The sequence below is a fragment of the Albibacillus kandeliae genome, assembly GCF_003116585.1.
In the GTDB taxonomy this organism is placed as follows: Bacteria; Pseudomonadota; Alphaproteobacteria; order Rhodobacterales; family Rhodobacteraceae; genus Albibacillus; species Albibacillus kandeliae.
The window spans coordinates 139,123-152,735 of record NZ_QEHM01000011.1 but is presented as its reverse complement, the minus strand read 5'-3'; the positions used below and the strand labels follow the sequence as shown (position 1 = coordinate 152,735).

Annotated in this window: 14 protein-coding genes; 3 read left to right on the top strand and 11 right to left on the bottom strand. The window is 68.6% G+C overall.

Annotation, left to right across the window (positions count from 1 at the left end; all coding sequences use genetic code 11):
* Positions 1 to 74: 74 nt before the first annotated feature.
* Entirely contained in the window at positions 75 to 533 is a 459-nt protein-coding gene (locus tag DDT93_RS23060; protein ID WP_109468260.1) for a DUF2867 domain-containing protein, read from the bottom strand.
* A gap of 160 nt (positions 534 to 693) precedes the next feature.
* Between DDT93_RS23060 and DDT93_RS23055 the strand changes: the two genes are divergently transcribed.
* On the top strand, positions 694 to 1,062 hold the full coding sequence (locus tag DDT93_RS23055; protein WP_109468259.1) for a hypothetical protein: 369 nt from the start codon (positions 694 to 696) through the stop codon (positions 1,060 to 1,062).
* Here the strand turns inward: DDT93_RS23055 and hisA are convergent.
* Entirely contained in the window at positions 1,059 to 1,781 is a 723-nt protein-coding gene (gene hisA / locus DDT93_RS23050; RefSeq protein ID WP_109468258.1) for a 1-(5-phosphoribosyl)-5-[(5-phosphoribosylamino)methylideneamino]imidazole-4-carboxamide isomerase, read from the bottom strand. The genes DDT93_RS23055 and hisA overlap by 4 nt on opposite strands.
* Before the next feature lie 153 nt (positions 1,782 to 1,934).
* Between hisA and DDT93_RS23045 the strand changes: the two genes are divergently transcribed.
* Positions 1,935 to 2,333 (top strand): DUF2147 domain-containing protein, encoded by a 399-nt coding sequence (locus DDT93_RS23045; RefSeq protein ID WP_109468257.1) that lies wholly within the window; start codon positions 1,935 to 1,937, stop codon positions 2,331 to 2,333.
* A gap of 3 nt (positions 2,334 to 2,336) precedes the next feature.
* Here the strand turns inward: DDT93_RS23045 and hisH are convergent, their stop codons facing one another.
* The 7 genes from hisH to DDT93_RS23010 form a co-directional block, all read right to left on the bottom strand.
* On the bottom strand, positions 2,337 to 2,975 hold the full coding sequence (gene hisH / locus DDT93_RS23040) for an imidazole glycerol phosphate synthase subunit HisH (RefSeq protein WP_109468256.1): 639 nt from the start codon (positions 2,973 to 2,975) through the stop codon (positions 2,337 to 2,339).
* A gap of 181 nt (positions 2,976 to 3,156) precedes the next feature.
* A complete protein-coding gene (gene hisB, locus DDT93_RS23035; protein ID WP_109468255.1) occupies positions 3,157 to 3,744 on the bottom strand; it encodes an imidazoleglycerol-phosphate dehydratase HisB in 588 nt (195 codons plus the stop codon).
* A 107-nt stretch (positions 3,745 to 3,851) separates the two neighbouring features.
* Positions 3,852 to 4,196: an arsenate reductase (glutaredoxin) gene (gene arsC, locus DDT93_RS23030; RefSeq protein ID WP_109468254.1), complete on the bottom strand. Its 345-nt coding sequence runs from the start codon at positions 4,194 to 4,196 to the stop codon at positions 3,852 to 3,854.
* Positions 4,193 to 5,251, bottom strand: coding sequence for a quinone-dependent dihydroorotate dehydrogenase (locus DDT93_RS23025; protein WP_109468253.1), 1,059 nt, complete (start codon positions 5,249 to 5,251; stop codon positions 4,193 to 4,195). Before DDT93_RS23025 ends, arsC begins: the two co-directional genes overlap by 4 nt.
* Positions 5,248 to 5,679: a DUF1330 domain-containing protein gene (locus tag DDT93_RS23020; protein WP_109468252.1), complete on the bottom strand. Its 432-nt coding sequence runs from the start codon at positions 5,677 to 5,679 to the stop codon at positions 5,248 to 5,250. Before DDT93_RS23020 ends, DDT93_RS23025 begins: the two co-directional genes overlap by 4 nt.
* A complete protein-coding gene (locus DDT93_RS23015; protein WP_109468251.1) occupies positions 5,676 to 6,014 on the bottom strand; it encodes a DUF952 domain-containing protein in 339 nt (112 codons plus the stop codon). The genes DDT93_RS23020 and DDT93_RS23015 overlap by 4 nt, the downstream gene beginning before the upstream one ends.
* Before the next feature lie 63 nt (positions 6,015 to 6,077).
* The gene (locus DDT93_RS23010; protein ID WP_109468250.1) at positions 6,078 to 6,323 is read right to left on the bottom strand and encodes a hypothetical protein; all 246 of its coding nucleotides are present in this window, start codon (positions 6,321 to 6,323) and stop codon (positions 6,078 to 6,080) included.
* Between the two features lie 269 nt (positions 6,324 to 6,592).
* Between DDT93_RS23010 and DDT93_RS23005 the strand changes: the two genes are divergently transcribed.
* Positions 6,593 to 8,398, top strand: a complete 1,806-nt coding sequence (locus DDT93_RS23005) for an ABCB family ABC transporter ATP-binding protein/permease (RefSeq protein ID WP_109468249.1) — start codon at positions 6,593 to 6,595, stop codon at positions 8,396 to 8,398.
* 153 nt (positions 8,399 to 8,551) lie between these two features.
* On the opposite strand, the gene DDT93_RS23000 is transcribed toward DDT93_RS23005, so the two are convergent.
* Positions 8,552 to 12,352, bottom strand: a complete 3,801-nt coding sequence (locus tag DDT93_RS23000) for an efflux RND transporter permease subunit (RefSeq protein WP_109468248.1) — start codon at positions 12,350 to 12,352, stop codon at positions 8,552 to 8,554.
* Positions 12,349 to 13,590 (bottom strand): efflux RND transporter periplasmic adaptor subunit, encoded by a 1,242-nt coding sequence (locus DDT93_RS22995; RefSeq protein ID WP_109468247.1) that lies wholly within the window; start codon positions 13,588 to 13,590, stop codon positions 12,349 to 12,351. Before DDT93_RS22995 ends, DDT93_RS23000 begins: the two co-directional genes overlap by 4 nt.
* Positions 13,591 to 13,613: the final 23 nt, after the last annotated feature.

Below are 13,613 nucleotides of genomic sequence, written 5' to 3'. Positions count from 1 at the left end.
GGCGGGCCTCGCCGGTGTCTTACGCAGCGTCTTACGCAGCGCCGCGCCCGGATGCAACGGCGGGGGCGCGCGCCTCAGCGCGCCGCGCGCGCGATGCCGGCCATCCCGTTGCGCACGATCAGCACGTGGAAGGGCATCACGAGGGCGAGGTAGAGGCGGCCGAAGATGTTGTGCGGATGGACCCAGGTGCCCATGTGCAGCCGCTCGCCGCGCTTGACGAAGGTGATGCGGAAATCGAGATGGCGGTCGTCGAATCCGAAGATCATCTCGTCCGCGCTATCCTTCTCGACGGTGAAGAGCCCCCAGGCGTCCTGCCCCGCAGGCGCCTCGGTCCTCAGGCCGAAGGGGCGCACGAGCGCATTCCGGAGGCGCAGCAGCGCCCGGGCCCAGCCGGGCATGCCAAGCGCGAGCCGGGCGCCCTCGCGCGCCGAGAGCGGGGTCTCGACCGCGTAACCATCGAGGAAGTCGCGGGCCCCGACGCGGGCGCGCAGGGTGGCATCGGGGGGCAGGGGGGCGAGGCGGACGGCGGGCATGGAAAACCTCCGAAAGGGTGCTCTGCCCCGCAGGATGCGGCGGTTCCGCCCGGCTGGCGATGCGGCCCGGCGTCGCGGAATCACGCCGATATGAGCGCCCCTTGCCGGAACCGGCACCGAGGGATCGCGGTTTTATCCACAAGAAAGCAGGAGAAAAGTCATGCAGGACATCATTGAAGATGCCATCGCGGCGGTTCTTGCCAACCCTGCCGCCTGTGAGCTGGAGGTGCTGACCTCGGACCTTGGCGTCGTTGGCACCGCCAACGCCGTGGACCGGGCCGTGCGGCGCGCGGGCGGCTGCGTCGTCAAGCGCTACACCGATGCGCCGGCCGCCGCCGCCTTCCTCCCGCCGGTTCGCGAACACCTCGTGTTCCGCGCCCGGCCAGAGAGCGGCTTTGCCCGCCGCCGCGACCATTTCCTTCTCGTCCCCGCGCTCTGCGCCACTGTCGAGCAGTACGAGGACCGGGTCTGGATCACCTTCGCACCGGTCTCACACGGCGAGGGCGCGGAGACCGACCTCGCGGCTTAGGCCCTGAGCGCGGCCAGAGCCTCGGCCAGATCGAGCGCGCCATCGTAGAGCGCGCGGCCCGAGATGGCGCCGTTCAGCGCAACGCCGCAATCCCGCAGGGCGATCAGGTCGTCAAGCGAGCTGACCCCGCCCGAGGCGATCACCGGGATCGAGACGGCGCGCGCCAGGTCGGCCGTGGCCTCGACATTGGGGCCCTGCATCGCGCCATCGCGGTTGATGTCGGTGTAGATGATCGCGGCGACGCCCGCGTCCTCGAAGGAGCGCGCGAGGTCGGTCACCTGCACGTTGGTTTCCTCGGCCCAGCCCTTGGTGGCGACCATGCCGTTGCGGGCATCGATGCCGACCGCGACCTTGCCGGGAAACTCCCGCGCGGCCTCGCGCACCAGCTCGGGGTTCTCCACCGCGACGGTGCCGAGGATCACCCGGGCCAAGCCCTTGTCGATCCAGCGCGCGATCGTGGCCATGTCGCGGATGCCGCCGCCAAGCTGCGCGGGGACCGGGCAGGCGGCGAGAATCGCCTCGACCGGCGCTGCATTCACCGGCTCGCCCGCGAAGGCGCCGTTCAGGTCGACGAGGTGCAGCCATTCGCAACCCGCCTCGACAAAGGCCCGCGCCTGCGCGGCCGGGTCGTCGTTGAACACGGTGGCCTTTTCCATCTCGCCGCGCAGCAGGCGCACGGCCTGGCCGTCCTTGAGGTCGATGGCGGGGTAGAGGATCATGGGCCTGTCACCTTGTCGCAGTAGATCGTGGGGTCGGGGCGATATCGCACAGGGGCGCGTCGGTGGCAACGCAGGGCGCGGAACCGGGCCGACGGGGCGCTTGCCCCGGGGAGGGCTTTCGGCGAAGCTCCGGCGAAACGGGAGGTTTTCGAGATGAAGAAACTGGCAATGGCCGCGCTCGCCGCGGCATCCTTCGCGACCATGGCGCAGGCCGATCCGGCAGAGGGCATGTGGAAGACGGAACCCGGCGAGTCGGGCGGCTATCTCTACGTCGCCATGTCGACCTGCGGCGCCAATCTCTGCGGCACCATCAAGCAGGCCTTCGACGATTCCGGGACGGTGCAGCTGGACTACGAACACCTGGGCAAGCCGATCATCCGCGACATGGGCGCAGACGGCGGCGGCAGCTACAGCGGTGGCACCATCTGGGCACCGGACACCGACAAGACCTACAAGTCCAAGATGGCGCTGGCCGGTGACTCGCTCGAGGTCAAGGGATGTGTCGCGGGCGGGCTGATCTGCCGGGGGCAGACCTGGACCCGCGTCAAGTAACTCTCAGGGCGCCCAGGCGAGGAAGTTGGCGATCAGCCGCAGCCCGGCGGCCTGGCTTTTCTCGGGGTGGAACTGGGTGCCGACCATGGTGTCGCGCCCGACGATGGCGGTGACGTCACCGCCATAGTCCACATGGGCAAGCCGCTGGGCAGGGTCGCTGACCCGCATGTGGTAGGAGTGCACGAAATAGGCGTGATCGCCGGTGGCGATCCCCTCGAGCACCGGGTGGGGGGTGTCGATCACCAGATCGTTCCAGCCCATGTGCGGCACCTTCAGCGCAGTGTCGGCCGGATCGATCCGGACCACCTCGCCACCGATCCAGCCAAGCCCCTCGGTATCCTCGTACTCGCGGCCCCACTCGGCCATCAGTTGCATGCCGACGCAGATGCCGAGGAACGGGCGGCCCTTCACCTCGACGGCTTCGACCAGCGCGTCAAACAGGCCCGACTGGCCGCGCAGGGCCGCCGCGCAGGCCGGAAAGGCGCCGTCGCCGGGCAGGACGATGCGGTCGGCGCGCGCCACCACCTCGGCCTTGTCGGTCACCACGACCTCGCCCGCGTCCCCCTCGCGCGCCATGCGCTGAAAGGACTTCTCGGCGGAATGGAGGTTGCCGCTTTCGTAGTCGATGATGGCGGTCAGCATGTGCGGCTCCTGTGGGTCGTTCTGCGCTCAGGGGATAGGCGAGCGGGCCCGCCTTGCCAAGGGGGCGCTGCCCCCGTCGCGCCGGGCGCGACTCCCCTGGGATACTTTTGACCCAAAGAAGCCGCGCGCCCGTTCTTTGGGTTTCCAAATATCCCCGCCGGAGGCTCGCGCGTCAGCGCGATCAGAGCGTGCCCTTGGTCGAGGGAACGGCGTCGGCCTTGCGCGGATCGGTTTCCACCGCGTCCCGCAGCGCGCGGGCCACGGCCTTGAAGGCGGCCTCGGCGATGTGGTGGCTGTTGAAGCCGTGCAGCTGGTCGACGTGCAGGGTGATGCCGCCGTGGGTGGCGAAGGCCTGGAAGAACTCGCGCACCAGCTCGGTATCGAAAGTGCCGATCTTGGGCGTCGGCAACGTCACGTTCCACACCAGGAAGGGGCGGCCCGAGAGGTCCAGTGCGCAGCGCACCTGGGCGTCGTCCATCGGCAGGTGGCATTCGCCATAGCGGCGGATGCCCCGCTTGTCGCCGAGCGCGCGGGTCAGGGCCTGCCCGAGGGCGATGCCGGTGTCCTCGACGGTGTGGTGGTCGTCGATGTGCAGGTCGCCGGTGGCGCGGATTTCCATGTCGATGAGCGAGTGGCGCGCCAGCTGGTCCAGCATGTGGTCGAAGAAACCCACACCGGTCCGGTTGTCGTAGCTGCCGGTGCCGTCGATGTTCACCTTGACGGTGATGTCGGTCTCGGCGGTCTTGCGGGTGATCTCGGCGGTACGCATCGGGCCATATCCTTGCAGTTCGAGGGCTTATAGGCCGCGTCCACGCCCGTTCCAAGACGGGCGCGCGCGAAAAGTCGGGCGGTGTTGTGCCGCTGCCGGGGCAGGGGTCAGAGCAGCGAGGCGAGCCGTTCCGGCGGGCGGCCGATCACGGCCCTGCCGTCGCGGATGCCGAGGGGCCGCTCGATCAGGACCGGGTGGTCGGCCATCGCCTGCAACAGGGTGGCGTCGGAAACGTCCTTCGACAGTCCGGCCTCCCTGAAGGCGGCCTCCTTCGGGCGCATCATCTCGATCACGGGCGGCTTGCCAAGCGCTTGCCACGCGGCTTTCAGTTCGGCCAGCGTTGGCGCGTCCTCGAGATAGCGCCGTACCGTCACCTCGGCGCCCTTGCTCTCCAGCAGCGCAAGCCCCTCGCGCGACTTGGAACAGCGCGGATTGTGCCAGTATTCGATCACAGCCAGTCCTCCCGACCGGTGCCGACGGCCTCGGCCACGTTGCTGAACCCGTCCTTTGCCAGCAGCGCGTCCAGCCCCCGCGCGATCTCGGCGCCCAGCGACAGGCCCTTGTAGACCATCGCGGTATAGAGCTGCACCGCCGAAGCCCCGGCGAGGATCTTGGTATAGGCGTGGGCGGCGCTGGAAATGCCGCCGACGCCGACCAGCGGGACGGCGCCCTCGGTCAGCTTGCCGAGCCGCGCCAGCACCCGCGTGGACTTGTCAAAGAGCGGCGCGCCGGAGAGGCCGCCGGTCTCGCCCCTGTGGGCGCTCTTCAGCCCGTCGCGCGAGAGGGTGGTGTTGGTGGCGATTATGGCGTCGATCCCGGTCTCGAGGGCCACAGCGGCGATATCGGCAAGCTCCGCCTCGCTCAGGTCCGGCGCGATCTTGAGGAAGACCGGCACCCGGCGGCTCAGCGCGTCGCGCGCCTCGATCACGCCGGTCATCAGGGCGGTGAGGGCGGCCTTGCCCTGAAGGTCGCGCAGCTTCTCGGTGTTGGGGGAGGAGACATTGACGGTGGCGAAATCGAGATGGGCGCCGCAGGTGGTCAGAACCCGGGCGAAATCTCCGGCGCGGTCGGTGCTGTCCTTGTTGGCGCCAAGGTTCAGCCCGATCACCGCATCCTTCGGACGGCGGGCGAGACGGGCGGCAATCGCCTCCATCCCCTCGTTGTTGAAGCCGAAGCGGTTGATCGCCGCCTGGTCCTCGGTCAGCCGGAACAGGCGCGGCCTGGGGTTGCCGGGCTGCGGGCGCGGGGTGGCCGCCCCGACCTCGATGAAACCGAAACCCGCGCGCGAGAGCGGGTCCAGCGCGGTGGCGTTCTTGTCGAACCCGGCGGCAAGCCCGACCGGGTTGGGCAGGGCGATCCCCGCAAGCGTGGTGGCAAGGCGCGGCGAGGTGACCGGGCCGGGCAATGGCGCAAGGCCGCTCGACAGGCCCTTCAACGCCAGTCCATGTGCGGTTTCCGGGTCGATCCGGTTCAGCGCGAAGAGGCTGGCGCGCTCGATCAGGTTCATGCGAAGCCATCCCCCGCCGGGGCGGCGCCGCAGCGGATCAGCCGCGAGGTCACGACCGCCGACTGCCGGTGCACCACGGCCTGCCGGTAGACCGGGTCGGTCACCATCTCGAGAAAGGCGTGCGCGGTTGGATAGCGGGCGATGAAGGCCGCGTCCCAGCGCTCGTCGGCCGGGCCGATCAGCATGGCCTCGAAGCCGCCGCGCCAGATGACCTCTCCGCCGACGCGGGCAAAGACCGGACCGCTGTCGCGCCCGTAGTTGGCATAGGCCTCGGCGCCCGAGAGCCCGGCACCGGCGAGCGGGTGATCCGCCGGGTAGCTGGCCCTGTCGCGGAACTGCACGAGGTTCAGCATCTCGATGGGCCGGTCGCGGTCCAGCGCCTTGAAGGCCTCGAACTGTGCGCGGTCAGGGTCGATGTATCCGCTCATGCCATGTCCTCCGGGAAACGATGGGCGCCGTTCACCAGCGGCAGGGGCCGCGCCCAGAGCACCTCTTCGAGGCGCAGGGCGCGGTAGAGGTGGGGGAAGAGGGCACCGCCGCGCGAGGGTTCCCAGCGCAGCGCCTCGCCCATCCGGTCGGCGTCGAGCGCCAGCAGCACCAGCCCCTCGACCCCGGCGAAATGCTTGGCGGCCGTCTCGGCGGCCTGTTCGGCGGTGGAGAAATGGACGAATCCGTCGGCAAGGTCGACGGGGGCGCCGAGCGTCTCGCCCCGGTCCTGCAACTCGGCCCATTCGGGCGCACGGAAAATCTTGTAGATCAGCATGCGGACCAGATGCCGCGCTTTGGCCTTTCGGTCAAGGGCGCGGCACGGGCGGGGCGACGCCGCTCAGAGCCAGCGGCCGAGGTGGCGGTGAATGCGGGGGATTATGACCCAGACCATGGCGGCGACCACCACGGGCACCAGCAGCAGGTTGCGTTGCCAGATGGCCCATTCCAGCGTGAGCGGGGCGACCAGGTAGAACAGCACGGTCACCAGGGGATAGACGCCGAGGAAGGCGAAGAAGAAGAGGCGCGCGCGCGACGGTGCACGGGAGGCGGGAGCGGCCTGGGCCGGTTGGGGAGCGTTGGTCATGGTCTTTCCTGGCGGGCGTGGAGGCGCCTTCTGCATGCGTCCGCCGCCGGGGCATGTAAAGGCCGCGCCCCGGAAAACCGTCCGCCGGGTCGGCAAAAGATGCGGGAGTGCGGGCGCTTTGAGCAGACCGCCGGCGGAACATACTGCGGGCACCGCAACAGGGCTCCGCGCGCGTCGCGGCCCGGCGCGCCCTGCATCATCGCACAGGGTCGGGGCTGGATCTTTACCGTGCCATGCGCATATCAGTGGCCGACAGTCGAGGAAGCCAGATGCCACCAGCCACCCCGGACGACGCCCGCGCGGCGCGGAAATCGGGCCGCCGGACAATTGCCCGGGTTGCCCCCTACCTCTGGCCGAGGGATGATCGCGGCCTGCGCCTGCGGGTCGTGCTGGCGCTGGTCATGCTGCTCGTCTCCAAGCTGATCGCGGTCTACACGCCGTTCCTCTACAAGGGCGCGGTCGATGCGCTGGCCAAGGAGGGCGTGCCCGAACTGGCCCTCGGGGCGGTGGGCCTGACGGTGGCCTACGGCGTGGCGCGGGCGATGAACGTGGGCCTGCAGCAGCTGCGCGACGTCTTCTTCGCGCCCGTCGCCCAGCGGGCGCTGCGCCGCATCGCGCTGGTCACCTTCCGCCATATCCACCAGCTGTCGCTGCGCTATCACCTCACGCGGCGCACCGGGGCCATGTCGCGGGTGATCGAGCGCGGGGTGAAGGGCGTCGAGTTCCTGCTGCGCTTCCTCTTGCTCAGCATCGGACCGCTGATCCTCGAACTGCTGCTGGTCGCCGTGATCCTCGCGGTGGTCTTCGACATCCGCTACCTCGCCATCGTGGCGGTCACCATCGGACTCTACGTGGCCTTCACCTTCGCGGTGACCGAATGGCGGGTCAAGCTGCGCCGGGTGATGAACGACCAGGACACCGACGCCAACCAGAAGGCCATCGACAGCCTGCTGAACTACGAGACGGTGAAGTACTTCGGCGCCGAAGCGCGCGAGGAACAGCGCTACGACCACGCGATGGCGGGCTACGAGAAGGCGGCCAAGCTCACTGCCTATTCGCTCGCCTTCCTGAACTTCGGCCAGTCGGTGCTGATCACCATCGGCCTCGTCGGGGTCATGGTCCTCGCCGCGCTCGGGGTGCAGTCGGGGCAGCTGACCGTCGGCGACTTCGTCATGGTCAACGCCTACATGATCCAGATCACCGTGCCGCTGAACTTCCTCGGCACCGTCTACCGCGAGATCCGGCAGGCCCTGATCGACATGGACGAGATGTTCGACCTGCTGGAACAGCCCGCCGAGATCGCCGACCGGCCCGGGGCGCCGGAGCTGAAGGTGACGGGCGGGGCGATCAGCCTCGACAAGGTCCACTTCGGCTATGAGCCCGAGCGCGAGATCCTGAAGGGCATCAGCATCGAGGTGGGCGCGGGGCAGAGCGTTGCCATCGTCGGCGCCACCGGCTCGGGCAAGTCGACCATCGGGCGCCTGCTGTTCCGCTTCTACGACGTGACCGGCGGCGCGCTCCGGATCGACGGGCAGGACATCCGCGAGGTGACGCAGGAAAGCCTGCACCGCGCCATCGGCGTGGTGCCGCAGGACACGGTGCTGTTCAACGACACCATCCGCTATAACATCGCCTACGGCCGCGACGGCGCCACCCAGGACGAGGTCGAGACCGCGGCCCGCGCCGCGCAGATCCACGACTTCATCGTCTCGCTGCCCCAGGGCTACGACACCCCGGTCGGCGAACGCGGCCTCAAGCTCTCGGGCGGCGAAAAGCAACGCGTCGGCATCGCGCGCACCCTGCTCAAGAACCCGCCGATCCTGCTGCTGGACGAGGCCACCAGCGCGCTCGACACCGACACCGAGCAGGAGATCAAGGCGGCGCTGGAACGCGCGGGCGAGGGGCGCACGGTGATCACCATCGCCCACCGCCTGTCGACGATAGCCGAGGCCGACCGGATCGTGGTGCTGGAACAGGGCGAGATCGTCGAGACCGGTTCGCACGAAATGCTGCTGGCACGCGGCGGCCGCTACGCCCAGCTCTGGAACCGCCAGCAGGCCGAAGAGGCCGCCTGAGCGGCAAGGCAGGAGCGAGGGGCCAGCCCCTCGCGCTCCCCGGGATATTTGCAACCCAAAGAAGGTGGAGTGACGGGCGCGCGCTTCTTTGGGTTCGAAATATCCCGGGGGTGAATTGGCCGGAAGGCCGAGAGGGGGAGGCGCCCCCTCCGATCACTCCGCCGCCCGCACTGGCTTTTGGGGGGCCTCGCCGGCCTCGGGCGCCTTGGCGTCCTGCGGCGGGGCTGCTTCCTCGACATCCCAGATGATCTCGTTGGTGGGCAGCCTGCGCGCGTTGCGGGTCAGGCGCATGTCCTGTGCGATGCGGCTGGAACTGCCCGCGCCGAGCCGCGCCAGCAGGCGCCCGCCCCAGAGCGCGTAGGTCGAGAACCAGACGCGCAGGGCGAGGAACGAGGGGGTGACGATCAGGGTCAGCACCGTGGCGATGCCAAGGCCGAAGACCACCGCCGTTGCCAGCTGCTTCCACCACAGCGAGGTGGGGCTGTTGATCGAGTAGCCGCCGTTGATGAAGTCGAGGCTGAGGCCGAACATCATGGGGGCAAGGCCCGCCATCGTGGTGATGGTGGTCAGCAGCACCGGGCGGATGCGGTCCTCGGCGGTGCGCACGATGGCCTCGATCCGGGGCATGTACCGGGCGTATTCCTGGTAGGTGTCGATCAGCACGATGTTGTTGTTCACCACGATCCCCGCCAGCGCCACGATGCCGGTGCCGGTCATGATGATCGAGAAGGGCTGGTTCATAACCATCATCCCGATCAGCACGCCGGTGGTCGACAGAACCACGGCCAGCAGCACCAGCACCGAGTTGTAGAAGCTGTTGAACTGCGCCAGCAGGATGATGAACATCAGCCCCAGCGCCCCTAGGAAGGCGTTCTGCAGGAAGGCCTGGCTGTCCGCCTGTTCCTCCTGGTCGCCGGTCCATTCCCAGTTGATGCCGCCGGGCAGGGGATCGGTCTGCAGCCATTCCGTCAGGGCGGCGATGCGTTCGTTGGCGTTAATGGGGACAGCGCGCGCCTCGCCCTCGGCGATGGCCTGCCGGACGGTGTCGGCATTACCCGCGGTGCCCAGCGAGGCGATGGTGAAGCGGGCGCCAGAGGCGTGCTCGATCACCGGGCCATCGGCAGCCGCGCCTTCGTCGAGGGCCTGCAGGATCGCGAGGGTGGACTCGCCGCCGTCCTCGGTGGCGGAGACGACCTTGCTGAGCCTCGGGGCGATGTCGGCCTTGATGTCGAAATAGCGCTCCTGGTCAACCCGGCTGATGCTGGCGAGCTTCTTCACCGGCTTGCGGGAGATGAAGTTGGACAGCGGGACCAGCCCGTCGGCGGTGCGCACCTTCAGCGTGTCGAGCGTGCTCAGCACCCGGTCCTGCACGGGCAGGCGCACGCGGATCTCGATCTCCTCGTCGGAACTGTCGACGCGCATGGTGCCCAGCAGGATGCCGCGGGTGACCAGTTGCACCATGGCGCCCACGGTTGCCACGTCGGCGCCGAAGCGGCCCGCCTTCTCGACGTCCACGTTGATCTGCCAGTCGATGCCGGGCAGGGGCAGGCTGTCCTCGATCTTGACCAGCCCCGGGGTCTCCTCGAAATGCGCACGCGCCATCTCGGCAGCGGCGGTAAGATCGGCCCAGTCGTCGCCGCGCACGCGCAGGTGCACCGGCTTGCCCGAGCCCGGGCCTTCCTCCAGCGGCAGGATCTCGGCCTGGAAGCCGGGGATCTGCGCGAGCTTGGCGTTCAGCTGCTCGATCACCAGGTCGCCGTCGAATTCCGGCGCCGAGACTTCCTTGTCGAAGTGGCCGCCGAACATCGGTTCGCTGACCTTGGGGCGGTCCTCCCAGGGGATGATCTCGAACTGGACCTGCCCGACGGTGTCCGCCGGATGCTGGCCGCCACCCGGACCGCCGGTGGAGAGGCCGCCTTCGCCCGCAAAGGAGAAGACGTTGATCACTGCCGGGTGGGCGCGGATCACGTCCTCGACCTGGCGCACCATGGCGTCGGATTCCGTCAGCGAGAGGTTGCCGCGTGCACGGACGTAGACGGTGGCCTGCTCGGGTTCGGATTCGACGAAGAACTCGACCCCGAGGGCGCGTTCGGGGAACAGGACGAAGCTGACGTAATAGACCCCGGCGAAGACCGCGGCGATGGCGACCACGGGCATGATCGGGTTGCCGGCGATCAGGTGGATGACCCGACCGAACATGGTGCGCCGGTGTCCGACGACCACGGGGCGCGCGCGCCGTTCGAGGCGCGAGGCGCCCAGCGTGACCGAGGCGGCGAAGGCGGCGAAGAGGAAGATCGCGGCGCCGATCAGCGAACCGCCAAGGGGGGAGGTTCCGGCAGGCAGGATGTAGGAGGGGTTGAGCACCTGCATGGCGCCGATGAACATGAGATACCAGGCCACCGGCACCAGCGCGACGCGCGCCACCCAGGGCAGGCGGGCGCGCAGCAGGTCCGAGACCCGCGAGAACATCCGCGACAGCCGGCCCGAAACACCGCCCATCACCGGCAGGTAGATCAGCGCCACGACCAGCGAGGCCGAGAGCACGAAGATCAGCGTGACGGGCAGCATGCCCATGAACTCGCCCGCGACCCCGGGCCAGAACAGCATCGGCAGGAAGGCGCAGAGCGTCGTCGCGGTCGAGGAGATCACCGGCCAGAACATCCGGTGGGCGGCCTCGACATAGGCGTGCATCGGGCCGACGCCCTCGGCGATGCGTTTGTCGGCGTATTCCACCACCACGATGGCGCCATCCACCAGCATCCCCACGGCGAGGATCAGGCCGAACATCACGATGTTCGAAATTGTCACGCCCATCAGGGCGAGGAAGGCGAAACACAGCAGGAACGAGGTTGGAATCGCGAAACCCACCAGCAGGGCGGCGCGGCTGCCGAGCGAGGCGAGGACCACGATCATCACCAGCGCGACGGCGGTCAGGACCGAACCTTCGAGCTGGCTCACCATCGAGCCGACCACGCGGCTCTGGTCGTTGGAGGTGCCGACCTGCAGTGCCGCCCGCAGTTCGGGCGGCCACTTGGCCTGAGACTCGGCCAGCGTCTGTTTCACCAGGTCGACGGTGTCGATCAGGTTGTAGCCCTTGCGCTTGACCACCTGCAGCGCGACCGTGTTCACGCCATTGAAGCGCGCGGTGCCTGCCCGGTCCTCGAAGGTGTAGTTGATCTCGGCAAGGTCGCCGAGGGTCACCACCCGGTCGCCGTTGGTTTTCACCGGCAGATCATAGACATCGCGCGGCTCGTCGAAGGAGGAGGGGATGGTGACCGAGAAGGTGCCCTGGTCGGTCTCGACCTCGCCCGCGGCGATCAGGCGGTTGTTGTTCTGGACCACGTTGATCAGTTCGGCGGCGGTGACGTTGTAGGCCTCCAGCCGCAGCGGGTCGATCACGACCTCCAGCATCTCGTCGCGGTTGCCCGCGATACCGGCCTCGAGCACTGCGTCGAGCGATTCAAGATCGTCCTGCAAGTCCTTGGCGACGCGCGCCATTGTCCGTTCGGGCACCGACCCGGTGAGGTTGACGATGACGATCGGGAATTCCGAGAAGTTGAGCTCGCGGACCGTGTACTGCTCGGCCCCGTCGGGGAACTTGGCCTGCGCCGTGCTGACGGCATCGCGCACGTCGGCCATGGTCGCGGTCTTGTCCCAGCCGAATTCGAACTCGAGGATGACGTTGGCGTAATTCTCGGCCGCCGTGGAGGTCATCTTCTTGAGCCCGTCGAGGTCGGCCAGCTCGGTCTCCATCGGCTTGACCAGCAGGCTCTCCGAATCCGCGGCCGAGATCCCGGGGAACTCCACGGTGACGATCAGCATCGGGATTTCGATGTCGGGCTCGCCCTCCTTGGGAAGGCTCCAGTAGGCAAAGCCCCCGATCAGCAGTGACAGCGCGATGAAGGCCAGGACCATCCGGGCCCGTTCGGCAGCCCAGTCGATGACTCCGGTCATTGCGCGGCCTCTCGGAAGGTCGGGGTCACCCGGACCCCGGCGGTGACGTATTCCTGCCCGACCACGATGACGTCGGTCTTCTCGGGCAGGCCCGCGACCCAGACGCCGCCGACCTCGTCGCGCAGCAGCTTGATGGGCATGAAGGCGACAACGTTGCCGTCCTCGACCGTGCGCACGCCAAGCTGGCCGTCGTTGTTGAGCGTCAGCGCCGACTGCGGCAGCTTGTGGGCGAGGGCGCCCGCCGCCGAGATGGCGATGGTGGCGGTCTGGCCGTCACGGATCGAAAGGTCGGGATTCGGCACGGAAATCTCCACCTGGAAGGTCCGGGTGGTTGTATCTGCGGATCGCGACAGGAAGGTTACCAGCCCCGCGACCTCGCGCCCGCTGACCAGTTGCGCCCCGGCCTGCGTGCCAACCTCGACGCGGCCCACCTCGGTCTCGGGGACGAAACCGACCAGCTTGATCGGATCGAGCTGAATCACGGTGGCGCAGAGCGAACCGGCCTGCATCAGGCTGCCCAGTTCGGCGCTGTCGGATTCGAGCAGCCCGTCGAAGGGCGAGGTGATGGTCAGGCGCGCGATCTCGCGCTCGGCGGCGGCGACGGCGGCAAGTGCGGATTCGATGGCGGCCTGCGTGCCGTCGCCCCCGGCGGTGGCCGCGGCGACCGCGGCCTCGGCCGAACGCACCGCCGCACGGGCGGATTTCAGCTGGGTTTCCGAGGAGTAGCCCGAGGCTTTCAACTTGTCGGCGGCGACGTAGTTGATCTCGGCCTCTTCCAGCATGGCCTTGGCTTCCTCCACCTTGGCGGCGGTGGCAGGCACCTGGCTGCGGGCCTCGGCCAGCGCGGCGCGGGCCTCGCCCAGGGTCGCCTCGCGGATGCCCGGATCAAGCTTGCACAGCACATCGTCCTTCTTGACGAAGGTGCCCTTGCGCAGAGGTTCTGAGATCACGATGGCGCTGGTCTCCGAGCGCACTTCGACCTGACGCGCGGCCTGGGTCTGACCGCGCAAGACCACAGCAGTATCAATGGATTGCGCGACGGAGTGCACGGCGACGACACCCACGGCCCGCACCGCGTCCGCCTCGTTTCCGCCGTCCTGTGCGGCAGCCTCGGTTCCGGGCTCCGCAGCGCTTGGAGAGGCCGCGTGGGCAATGGCCATGAGTTCGTCACGCTTGAGCACCCCGAGGTACAGCGCGACCATCACCAGCAGGGCGGTGAGGACCGGGATCAATCGCATTTGCGGCCTTTCTGGACTTTGCT

What these genes read in the sequence shown, in the direction of transcription:
- hisA (WP_109468258.1), bottom strand. Translation starts at nt 1,781, where the DNA reads ATGATCCTCTACCCCGCCATCGACCTCAAGGACGGCCAGGCCGTGCGC.
- DDT93_RS23025 (WP_109468253.1), bottom strand. Translation starts at nt 5,251, where the DNA reads ATGAACCTGATCGAGCGCGCCAGCCTCTTCGCGCTGAACCGGATCGAC.
- DDT93_RS23005 (WP_109468249.1), top strand. Translation starts at nt 6,593, where the DNA reads ATGCCACCAGCCACCCCGGACGACGCCCGCGCGGCGCGGAAATCGGGC.
- DDT93_RS23010 (WP_109468250.1), bottom strand. Translation starts at nt 6,323, where the DNA reads ATGACCAACGCTCCCCAACCGGCCCAGGCCGCTCCCGCCTCCCGTGCA.
- DDT93_RS23060 (WP_109468260.1), bottom strand. Translation starts at nt 533, where the DNA reads ATGCCCGCCGTCCGCCTCGCCCCCCTGCCCCCCGATGCCACCCTGCGC.
- DDT93_RS23020 (WP_109468252.1), bottom strand. Translation starts at nt 5,679, where the DNA reads ATGAGCGGATACATCGACCCTGACCGCGCACAGTTCGAGGCCTTCAAG.
- hisB (WP_109468255.1), bottom strand. Translation starts at nt 3,744, where the DNA reads ATGCGTACCGCCGAGATCACCCGCAAGACCGCCGAGACCGACATCACC.
- hisH (WP_109468256.1), bottom strand. Translation starts at nt 2,975, where the DNA reads ATGCTGACCGCCATCATCGACTACGAAAGCGGCAACCTCCATTCCGCC.
- DDT93_RS23045 (WP_109468257.1), top strand. Translation starts at nt 1,935, where the DNA reads ATGAAGAAACTGGCAATGGCCGCGCTCGCCGCGGCATCCTTCGCGACC.
- DDT93_RS23015 (WP_109468251.1), bottom strand. Translation starts at nt 6,014, where the DNA reads ATGCTGATCTACAAGATTTTCCGTGCGCCCGAATGGGCCGAGTTGCAG.
- DDT93_RS23000 (WP_109468248.1), bottom strand. Translation starts at nt 12,352, where the DNA reads ATGACCGGAGTCATCGACTGGGCTGCCGAACGGGCCCGGATGGTCCTG.
- DDT93_RS22995 (WP_109468247.1), bottom strand. Translation starts at nt 13,590, where the DNA reads ATGCGATTGATCCCGGTCCTCACCGCCCTGCTGGTGATGGTCGCGCTG.
- DDT93_RS23055 (WP_109468259.1), top strand. Translation starts at nt 694, where the DNA reads ATGCAGGACATCATTGAAGATGCCATCGCGGCGGTTCTTGCCAACCCT.